This window comes from Aggregatilinea sp. (assembly GCF_036822615.1).
GTDB lineage: Bacteria > Chloroflexota > Anaerolineae > Aggregatilineales > Aggregatilineaceae > Aggregatilinea.
The window spans coordinates 1-9,318 of record NZ_DAISHJ010000096.1 but is presented as its reverse complement, the minus strand read 5'-3'; the positions used below and the strand labels follow the sequence as shown (position 1 = coordinate 9,318).

The following is a 9,318-nucleotide window of genomic DNA, read 5'->3' as shown; positions in this document are numbered from 1 at the left end:
GGTCAGCCACGACGCAACATAGGCCGTGCCGTCTTCCCATAAGATCTGGTACCAGTCCGCGTCCTCGCCGATCACCTCAAGCGTCTGGCCCGCCGTCGTCTGCCCCACCACGCCGCAGGTCGTCGCGGCGCAGTCGCGCACGTTCATGGCGCTGTTCGCGGTGACTTTGAACTGCACCTCGGCATCCATCAGGACCGGCGCGTCTTCGGCGTTTAACAGGTGGAACGAGGTCAGCACCGCGTCCGGGTTGAGCTGCGCCAGCGCTTCCGCATCCGGCGCGGTAAATGCGATCACGTATTCCATGCCATCCGGCGCGAAGGCGCTCACCTGCCGCACAACCGAGTCGCCGTGGCTCATATCGGTGAAGTCCACGCACGGCATTCCCAACACGTCCGCGCACGCCGCCGACACAGCGTAGCCTCCGGGCAGTGCGGTCTGCATCAGACTCGCCAGCAGCAGGCCCGGCGCATCCCCTGCCGCCGCCAGCCACTCGCCCGCACCGTCGGGCAGCGAGGTCTGCGTCACAGAGAGCATCGTACCGTCCCCGGCGTAAAGCACCGAGGTGTCCGTTTCTTCCTGCAGCGCCAGCGATCCAGGTACCTGGAGGCTGAACAGCGCGTTTTCGTACGACACCGGCTCGTCCGACTGTGCATAGACGCTGCCCCCCACGGCGGCACACAGCACCAGCACGGATGCCAGCACAAACAGTTTACGGAGAAAATTCATCAAGCAGCTTCCTTTGTGAATGGGAACAGATCACCCTCAGTATATAGATCTGAAAGCGACAAAGTAAACACTATCTCGTGAAAAATTTATGAATGTTGATAATGAGTCTCGTTGCGCTCAAGACTAGAGTCGCCGCACGCTCGCGCTACAACCCTCGCCGCGCCTTGTGCTATACTCCGCGCACGCGGATACTTGGATTTTTTGCTACGAAGGACAACGTGATGCGCGCAACAGATGTCATTGCCACGAAGCGGGACGGCGGCGAACTTTCCACGGAGGAAATTCGCTGGATCGTGGATGGCTTCACCCGGGGCGACATCCCCGATTACCAGATGGCAGCATGGTTGATGGCCGTCTACCTGCGCGGCATGTCCCACCGTGAAACGGTCGATCTCACGCAGACGATGGCCCGCAGCGGCGAGCAGCTTGACCTGTCTCCGATCATTCCCTACGCCGTGGACAAGCACTCGACCGGCGGCGTGGGCGATAAAGTCTCGCTGGTGGTACTGCCGCTGGTGGCGGCGGCAGGCATCCCCGTCGCCAAAATGAGCGGGCGCGGACTCGGCTTCTCCGGCGGCACGCTCGACAAGCTCGAATCGATTCCCGGCTACCGCGTCACCCTCACCGACGACGAATTTATGCAGCAGGTGCGCGAGCACGGCATCGTGCTGGCCGGGCAAACCAAAAGCCTCGCCCCCGCCGACGGCGCGATCTACGCCCTGCGCGACGTCACCGCGACCGTTTCCAGCCTGCCGCTGATCGCCAGCAGCATCATGAGCAAGAAGCTTGCGGCGGGCGCGAACGCGATCGTGCTCGACGTCAAAGTGGGCATCGGCGCGTTCATGCACGACCTGGACGAAGCGCGCGCCCTGGCGCAGATCATGGTCGATATCGGCACGACCGCCGGGCGCAAGATGGTCGCGCTGCTCTCGGATATGAACCAGCCGCTCGGCGCGACGGTCGGCAACGCAATCGAAGTCCGCGAGGCCATCGAGACGCTGCGCGGCGGCGGTCCCACCGACCTGCGCGAACACTGCCTCGTCGTGGCCGGGCACATGGTCCGCCTGGGACGACAGGACATCTCCCCCAACGCCCTGCCGGATGCGATGGCCGAACTGACCGAGCTACTCGACAGCGGGCGCGGCTTCGACAAGTTCCGCGAGCTGGTTGCAGCCCAGGGCGGCGACGTGCGCGTGGTCGATGACCCGGCCAGACTGCCCCAGGCCCCGATCACCGTGTCGATCCCGGCCACACAGGCGGGCACCATCGCGCAGGTGAACGCGCTGCTCGTCGCACAGGCGGCGTTGGAGCTGGGTGCGGGCCGCGCGCGCAAGGGCGACGCGGTCGATCCGGCGGTGGGCGTCGAGGTGCACATCAAAGTGGGCGATCAAGTCGCGGCGGACAGCACGATCTTCACGGTGCATGCCGCCAACGACGACACCCTCGCCCGCGCCCGTGCGCTGCTCGATCAGGCGCTCTCGATTTCCCCTCAGCCGCAGGAGGCATTGCCGATGTTCTATGATACGATCTACGGAGAATGATCGAGTACAGGAGCAACGAAAATGAACCTGCTTCGTACTGTTAAGTACATCGACTATGCTCTCAAGACGTTAGCGGTAATAGAAGGAGTGCTGTTCATGAGCGACAACCCGAATTTGAACGACGCCACGGAAAAGATCGAGGAAACCGCCAATCAGGCGAAGGATCGCGCCGAGGCCACCGCCAGCGAAGCCCGCAGTAAAGCCGAAGAAGCCGCCAGCCAGGTGCGCGATGCCGCCAGTCAGGCCCGCAGCAAGGCCGAAGACACGTTCAGCCAGGCCAAAGAGCAGTTCGATCAGGCCAAGGAAGGCAGCCGCAAGTACTGGGAAGAGATCGAGGTCGAGGGGCGCCAGCTCATCGATCGGGTGAAGGAACTCATCCAGGAAGGCAACGTCCGCCGCCTGATCATCAAGGACGAAGACGGCAAGTATCTGGTCGAAATTCCGCTGACCGTTGGCGTGGTCGCGGGCAGCATCCTGGCGCTGGGCGCGCCGGTGATGGCCGCGCTGGGGGCGCTGGCCGCGCTCGTCGCGCACGTGAAGATCGACGTGCAGCGCGAAGAAGACACCCCCAAGAAGTAACGGCGTTTCCGCAGCGCACGAACGGAGCGGCTCGGAGTTTTCCGGGCCGCTCGTTTTACATCCGGCAGGTTTTACCACGGTCGCCCGGCTGAGATGTTCCCTACTTTGGAGAGGCACGCATGGACACAGACAAGCCCGCCCCCCAGACCATCGACGAGTACATCGCCCAGTTCCCTGATGCCATCCAGGAACGTCTGCACAGCATCCGGCAGGCGGTCCACGACGAAGCGCCCGCCGCGCAGGAAACTATCAAGTACCAGATGCCGACCTTCACCCTCAACGGCAACCTGATCCACTTCGCGGCGTTCAAGCACCACATCGGCCTGTACCCGACGCCTACCGGCATCGACGCGTTCGAGGACGACTTGGCGCCGTACAAAAAGTCCAAAGGGGCCGTCCAGTTCCCGCTCGACCAGCCGCTCCCCCTGCCGCTGATTCGTAAAATCGTGGCGTTCCGCGTGCAAGAGCAGGCGCAGAAAAAGAAAAAATAACGGCCCGGCGCGGGGTCCGCGTCAGGCCGTCATATAACGAGCCGCTAACCGCTCAGTTGCACGTGAAATTCGCGTGATCGGCCTGCTGGTCGAGCGTGAAAAACACGTGCCGGTTGTCGTCTTCGCACCCGCGCCGGAAGTAGTAATACTGCGTCTCGGCAGGCTGGATCACCGCGCGGATCGCGGGCAGTCCCGGCGCGGCGATCGGTCCCGGCGGCAGGCCCTCGTTCAGATACGTGCTGTACGACTGGTTCGGCAGCCCATCCAGCCCGTAATAGTCCGCCTGCGTGATGCTCGGCCACCACGTGCCCGCGTCGCGCGTGTTCCCCAACGCGTACTGCACGGTGGGATCGGCGTCCAGGCGCATCGGCAGCCGGAACCGGTTCAGGTACACCGACGCGATCACGGGCGCTTCGTCCAGGTCCACCGCCTCTTTCTGCACGATGGACGCCAGTGTCACCACCTGATACATCGTCAATCCCTGCGCCGCCGCCTCGTCGTAAAATTCCTGCGTCACGTGCGCATCGAACGCGGCCAGCATTTCGTCGCGCAGTTCTTCCGGCGTGATGCCCGGCTTCAACTGGTACGTGCCGGGATAGAGGAAGCCTTCCAGCGAGGGTTCTCTGCCGTTCGAGAGCACGTCGGGAATGCCCGCTCGCGCCTTGAATTCCTCCGGGATCGCCCCGCCCGGCCCAACCACCGCCATAAAGTCCGCGCCGCTGAAGTCCAGCAGCGGGTTCGAGTCGATCACCTGCGCGATCTCCTCCAGCCGCCAGCCTTCCAGCGTGCGGAACGGAATCGTCGCGGAGGCGGCGTCGGTCAGCGCCCGCGCAATCTGTGGGATCGTCTGCGTCTGCTGCAAGAAATACGTCCCCGCTTCCAGCTCGGCGTCCAGCCGGTGATAGACCACGTAGTCCACGAACAGGGCTGAATCGGTGATCAGCCCGTCCGCCAGCAGGTTCGCCGCGATGATGCTGGCCGAATCACCGGAACTCACCGTAAAGCGGCGCATCGTGGGATCGCTGCCCGCCGGGGTATTGAGCGCGTCGTCGTTGCGCGCCAGTGAGACCCGCAGCTGGATCGCCTTGACCGGGTTCAGCCCTTCCTGCCGCGCCCAGAGGTACAGCCCTCCGGCAGCCGTGCAGGTCACCAGCATACAGCCCAGCACCAGCGCCAGGAGGATCGCGCGCACTGCCGTCCCGTTCATACCGTCTCCCTGAAGTTCCATGCGGCCCGCCCATGTAGGCAGGTGTCATTGTCTCGCCGGATCGTACTCGTTCATCACGCGCCGCGCTCGCCGCTCATTCGGCGCTTGGGCTACGGCCCTGCCCCGCGCGTTTGTTACCGTTTTTCCGTAGGGTGTAGCGCTTACCCTACCCGTTGAGCGAAAAGCCGGGCGGAGCAAGCCCCGCCCCTACAGATCTGACCTGAATTACCTTTTCCCCAGTGCAGGGAGTGAGGTCGCGTTGCTGTCAACTGTTGTCGCTTGTTAGTTTCGTTGGATTGGAACCGTCGGCGTTTATTATCCAGATATCGGATCTTCCGGATATCCCGATAGCTGTGAAGTCATTGTCTTCATATGCCTCGAACGCTATGCGCGTCCCGTCTGGAGACCAACTGGGCCGTATACTCCAGTCAAACAGCTCTCCTGTCAAGTTGACAGCGTTTGAGCCGTCAGCGCTCATCACCCAGACATCACGGCCCTGTCCATCTGGGATATCCCGACTGGACTCGAATGCTAGAGACTGGCCATCCGGCGACCAGACCGGATTCCAATCCAATCCAGGGCTGTTTGGCGTCAGGTTGATAAGATTCTGGCCGTTGACGTCAACTCGCCATATATCGTACAAACCGCTGCCATCCGACAACAGCGTTGTTACCGCCAGAACGTCGCCCCCAGGTGACCACGCAACTTGAACGTCGCTCCGCTTGCTTGTAACAACAGACAAATCGGGATCGTCGATCTGGAGAAGACGTATTCCGTCCCGTTGGACAGGGTCCACCGTCGCGCTCGTGAACGCGATCAATCGACTATCAGGCCCCCAAGTAAGGCTGCCCGGAAGTATGTCGCTTTCCGAAGTCAGGTTTACAGGATGTGAACCATCTGGTTCCATAAGCCAGATGTTCGTATTGACTTCACTTGAGCCATCGGACGTGAGCGGTATGTTGGAGATCAACGCGATGTGGTTCCCATCTGGCGACCAACGATATTCACCCGAGTACCCCTCGAAGTCGGCGGTCAGATTAACCGGATGCGACCCATCTTGTTCCATAACCCACAAATCGTAAAATGCCGTACCCGATAGCAAATCGTAAAAGTCCGCCCCTACGGGTGCAGAAATGTAGGCAATGAGCTGTCCATCCGGCGCCCAAAGAGGCGAGAAATTGGGTCCAGGGTCATCTTCGGTCAAATTCTGGGAATTCGAGCCGTCAGACTCCATTACCCAGATATCCAAATTCCCCGCCTGCCCGGAGACAAATGCCAGCAATTTACCATCAGGTGACCATGCTGGACTGCCGTTGTAGGAAAGGTTTTCGGAGTCATTTTGAGCCAAAGTGATGCTGGACATACCTTGCGGTTTTGAGACAAGGGCACATGCAAAAACGAGCGCTGCCAGCAACACCTTAAAACTTTGTCCAGTCATCGCTATGCCTTATCCCGTGGATCCAGTACACCATCCCGCATTAGCACGGATCAAAAAATGTTCCTTAATCGCCGCTGTTCCCTACTCCTGCGCCGGGGCGACCGGATCCGGCCAGGGCAGGCCTTCGCGGCGGGCGTCCAGAAAGCCCTGCAAAATGATCGCCGCCGCCACCGCGTCAATGCGCTCCGGCAGGTCGCGCCCCTCGCTGCGCAGGATGTCTTCCGCCTCCTGCGACGAGTAGCGCTCGTTGAACAGATACACCGGCACGCTGACCGCCGCCGCCAGCCGCGACGCCCACAGCCGGACGCGATCCGCGTGCGTGTACACCGTGATCTCCGGCGGCGATTCCGGCAGCCCGACCACCAGCCCCGCCGCGTGGTGCTGCTCGATCACGCCCTGGATCACGGCGAAATCCTCCGCCTTCGAGCGGCGATGCAGCAGCTGCAGCGGGCGCGACAGCAGCCCGGTCGGGTCGCAGATCGCCAGCCCGACCACCTTCAGCCCATAATCCACACCGATCAACCGGCCTGGAAAATTATCCATACCCATCACGTCACCACCCGCACCGAGATCCGCACCGGCAGCACCGGGAGCCGGTTCCACCACCCCGGCCACGTATCGATCTGCGGCGGGCGTTCCGGGTCCAGCACGAACTCGCGCTCCAAGCGGCGGCGCGCTTCGGACACGCTCACCCCCGCGACGCGCTCGCGCACGTCGTCGGCGCTCAGCGCCACGGCCAGCTTGCCATCCACCACCATCTGGAACGCCACGCGCCCGTCGGCATCGATCTGCTCGATGTCGCCCAGCGAAATCGTCAGCGCGTCCGGCGACACTTCCAGCCCCGGCTGGATGTACGGCGCCAGCCCCGTATACGCCACCTGCCGCGCCTGCCGCTCGTCCACCACCACCGCCTGCACTCCGGCGCGCAGGTCCAGCGTCACGCTGTCCGCCGTGTCACCCACGAACGCGCTGTACACGGTCCACTCCGTGCGCTCGTCCACGATCTGCACCGAGCCGGGAACCAGGAACTGCTCGCCCGAAAGCTGGTGCAGCAGCGTATCGCGCGCGTTCTGCAATACCTGCTGCCGTCCCAAGACCAGCAGCCGGTCGTAATCCGCCTGCGTGACGATCCCGCGCTCCTGCGTGGCCCCGCCATACGTCGCGTTCGGATTGCTGACCGTGACGCGATCCGCAAAGTCCGCCTCGACCACCACGATCTCGCCCGGCCCCACGTTGCCATCCGCGCCCGCATCCTCCGCCGCCGCGCGGATCGGCACGTTGACCGTCGAATTGGTCCCGGCGGGCAGCGTCGTTTCGGCGGTCGTCTCGAACCGCACCGGGATCACCTCGTCCGTGGCGACGACCGTCCCCAGCGGCAAAAATACCGGCTGGTCGGTCGTATTGCCGAACACGACGATCCCCTGTGCCAGCGACGCCCCGACGCTCTCCCGCTCGGACGTCTGCACCGTGACGCGCGCCGTCGATTCCTGCTCGATCACCGACGACGGCACGCGCGCGCCTTCCACGTCGATGTCGGTCAATGCGGGATCGGCCACGATGGGCACGCGCACGAAAATCTGGTCCGTCGCGGGCGAGACGGTCACTATTGCGCTGGGCGCGATCAGGTACACACACGCCAGCAGCGCCACCATCGCCGCGCCGAACGCCAGCCAGCGGCCCACGCGCCGCCGCCGCAGTTCTTCCGGCGTATACATCATCGCTTCGCGCTGGCGCAGCACTTCTTCGGCCAGCGCCATCTGCGCTTCCAGGTCGCGCTGGGGCACAAAAACCTTGTTACGCGGTTTTTTCCAGCGCCCGTGCCGCGCCAGATCGATGCTGTCGAACACGGAGATATTCAGCTCGTCCGCGTTGCCGATCACCGCGCGATCCGCCGTAACCAGCGCCAGCGCGATCCCCAACCGCTGCGCCTGCCGCTGCACCAGCAGCAGGTCGAGCTTGCGCTGCAGCACGTCGCCCGCATCGGGCCACACCAGCAGCACGAATCGCGCCTTGACGAAGGTCAGGCGGTCGCGGATCGACGCCGCGTCGTCGTCGGGTTCCAGGTGAAGGAGTTGAAGGCGATTTTCCATAGGCCGGTATGGTACACCAGGATTGGCGCGGCGGCTATCTTCAGAGCGTGCTATCTTCTATGTGCAGGGGGAAATCAGGCGGCAGCATACCGGACATCGAGGCACAGCCAGACCATTCTCAGGCCGCAAACCACACTTGACGTGCCCTGCTCCGCGCCGCATAATCGTCGCGCGCTCGCATACAGAAGATATTAATCATATGAATCTCGACAAACGCCTACTCGCCCTGATCGCCCCCGTGCGCCGCCTGCTCATTCTCAGCACGGCGCTGAGTTTTCTCGCGGGCATCCTGCTCATTCTTCAGGCCTTCGCCCTCAGCCACACCATCAACCGCGCCTTCCTCGAAGACGCGTCGCTGGCGGACGTGCGCACCTGGCTGCTGGCGCTGCTGGGTATCGTCGCCGCGCGCGCTGTCACACTGGGACTGGCCGACATTACGGCCCAGCGCTTCACCGGGCGCATCAAGACCGGCCTGCGCGAGCACTTTTTTGCACACATCGTCGCGCTCGGCCCCGCCTATACGCGCGGTGAGCGGACCGGCGAATTGGCGGCGACAGCCCTCAGCGGCGTGGAAGGGCTGGACGACTATTTTCGTCAGTACCTGCCGCAGTTAGCGCTGTCACTGCTGCTGCCATTCAGCATTCTGCTGTTCGTCTTCCCCACGGATCTGCTGTCCGGCGTGGTGATGCTGCTCACCGCCCCGCTGATCCCGTTTTTCATGATCCTGATTGGCATCGTGACCGGCGTGCGCGCCAAGAAGCAGTTCAGCGCCCTCACCCGCCTCAGCGCCCACTTTCTCGACGTGCTTCAGGGCCTGACCACGCTCAAGCTGTTCGGGCGCAGCCGCGAGCAGAGCCGCACCATCGCCGACGTCAGCGATCGCTTCCGCGCGGCGACGATGGACGTGCTGCGTATCGCGTTCCTATCCGCGCTCGCCCTGGAACTGATCTCCACCATCAGCGTGGCGATCATCGCCGTCGAGATCGGCCTGCGCCTGCTCTACGGCCACATCAGCTTCGAGCACGCCTTTTTCGTGCTGATCCTCGCGCCAGAGTTTTACCTGCCGCTGCGCATGCTCGGCACGCGCTTCCACGCGGGCATGGACGGCATCGCGGCGGCGCAGCGCATTTTCGCCGTGCTCGAAACGCCCGCGCCCATCGCCGCCGCGCCGGACGCGACGCGTCCCGTCCCGGCGGGCGATTTCACTATTACGTTCGAGGACGTGCACTTTGCGTACGACGACGGC

The 9,318-nt window shown here is 63.3% G+C and carries 9 protein-coding genes; 4 read left to right on the top strand and 5 right to left on the bottom strand.

The genetic code is table 11. The annotated features are described in order from the left end of the window. On the bottom strand, positions 1-726 hold a 726-nt coding region (locus tag V7116_RS19680; RefSeq protein WP_324393676.1), incomplete at its 3' end, for an SH3 domain-containing protein. Between the two features lie 221 nt (positions 727-947). Between V7116_RS19680 and V7116_RS19675 the strand changes: the two genes are divergently transcribed. The 3 genes from V7116_RS19675 (at position 948) to V7116_RS19665 (ending at position 3,337) form a co-directional block, all read left to right on the top strand. After that, complete coding sequence (locus V7116_RS19675; protein ID WP_324393675.1) at positions 948-2,267, top strand: thymidine phosphorylase; 1,320 nt, start codon at positions 948-950, stop codon at positions 2,265-2,267. 96 nt (positions 2,268-2,363) lie between these two features. After that, a complete protein-coding gene (locus tag V7116_RS19670) occupies positions 2,364-2,846 on the top strand; it encodes a DUF4342 domain-containing protein (RefSeq protein WP_324393674.1) in 483 nt (160 codons plus the stop codon). A gap of 119 nt (positions 2,847-2,965) precedes the next feature. After that, positions 2,966-3,337, top strand: coding sequence for an iron chaperone (locus V7116_RS19665; protein WP_324393673.1), 372 nt, complete (start codon positions 2,966-2,968; stop codon positions 3,335-3,337). Positions 3,338-3,389: 52 nt separating this feature from the next. Here the strand turns inward: V7116_RS19665 and mltG are convergent, their stop codons facing one another. From mltG to V7116_RS19645, 4 genes are all read right to left on the bottom strand, one after another. Beyond that, complete coding sequence (gene mltG / locus V7116_RS19660) at positions 3,390-4,544, bottom strand: endolytic transglycosylase MltG (protein WP_324393672.1); 1,155 nt, start codon at positions 4,542-4,544, stop codon at positions 3,390-3,392. Between the two features lie 265 nt (positions 4,545-4,809). Further along, positions 4,810-5,982 carry a hypothetical protein gene (locus V7116_RS19655; protein WP_324393671.1) on the bottom strand — a complete coding sequence of 391 codons (1,173 nt, stop codon included), beginning with the start codon at positions 5,980-5,982 and terminating at the stop codon, positions 4,810-4,812. Between the two features lie 81 nt (positions 5,983-6,063). Continuing rightward, positions 6,064-6,525, bottom strand: a complete 462-nt coding sequence (gene ruvX / locus V7116_RS19650) for a Holliday junction resolvase RuvX (protein WP_324393670.1) — start codon at positions 6,523-6,525, stop codon at positions 6,064-6,066. A 5-nt stretch (positions 6,526-6,530) separates the two neighbouring features. Beyond that, positions 6,531-8,072 (bottom strand): baseplate J/gp47 family protein, encoded by a 1,542-nt coding sequence (locus V7116_RS19645; protein ID WP_324393669.1) that lies wholly within the window; start codon positions 8,070-8,072, stop codon positions 6,531-6,533. A 199-nt stretch (positions 8,073-8,271) separates the two neighbouring features. Between V7116_RS19645 and V7116_RS19640 the strand changes: the two genes are divergently transcribed. After that, positions 8,272-9,318: ABC transporter ATP-binding protein/permease (locus tag V7116_RS19640; RefSeq protein WP_324393668.1), on the top strand; the 1,047-nt coding region annotated here is incomplete at its 3' end.

What these genes read in the sequence shown, in the direction of transcription:
- V7116_RS19675 (WP_324393675.1), top strand. Translation starts at nt 948, where the DNA reads ATGCGCGCAACAGATGTCATTGCCACGAAGCGGGACGGCGGCGAACTT.
- V7116_RS19670 (WP_324393674.1), top strand. Translation starts at nt 2,364, where the DNA reads ATGAGCGACAACCCGAATTTGAACGACGCCACGGAAAAGATCGAGGAA.
- V7116_RS19665 (WP_324393673.1), top strand. Translation starts at nt 2,966, where the DNA reads ATGGACACAGACAAGCCCGCCCCCCAGACCATCGACGAGTACATCGCC.
- mltG (WP_324393672.1), bottom strand. Translation starts at nt 4,544, where the DNA reads ATGAACGGGACGGCAGTGCGCGCGATCCTCCTGGCGCTGGTGCTGGGC.
- V7116_RS19655 (WP_324393671.1), bottom strand. Translation starts at nt 5,982, where the DNA reads ATGACTGGACAAAGTTTTAAGGTGTTGCTGGCAGCGCTCGTTTTTGCA.
- ruvX (WP_324393670.1), bottom strand. Translation starts at nt 6,525, where the DNA reads ATGGATAATTTTCCAGGCCGGTTGATCGGTGTGGATTATGGGCTGAAG.
- V7116_RS19645 (WP_324393669.1), bottom strand. Translation starts at nt 8,072, where the DNA reads ATGGAAAATCGCCTTCAACTCCTTCACCTGGAACCCGACGACGACGCG.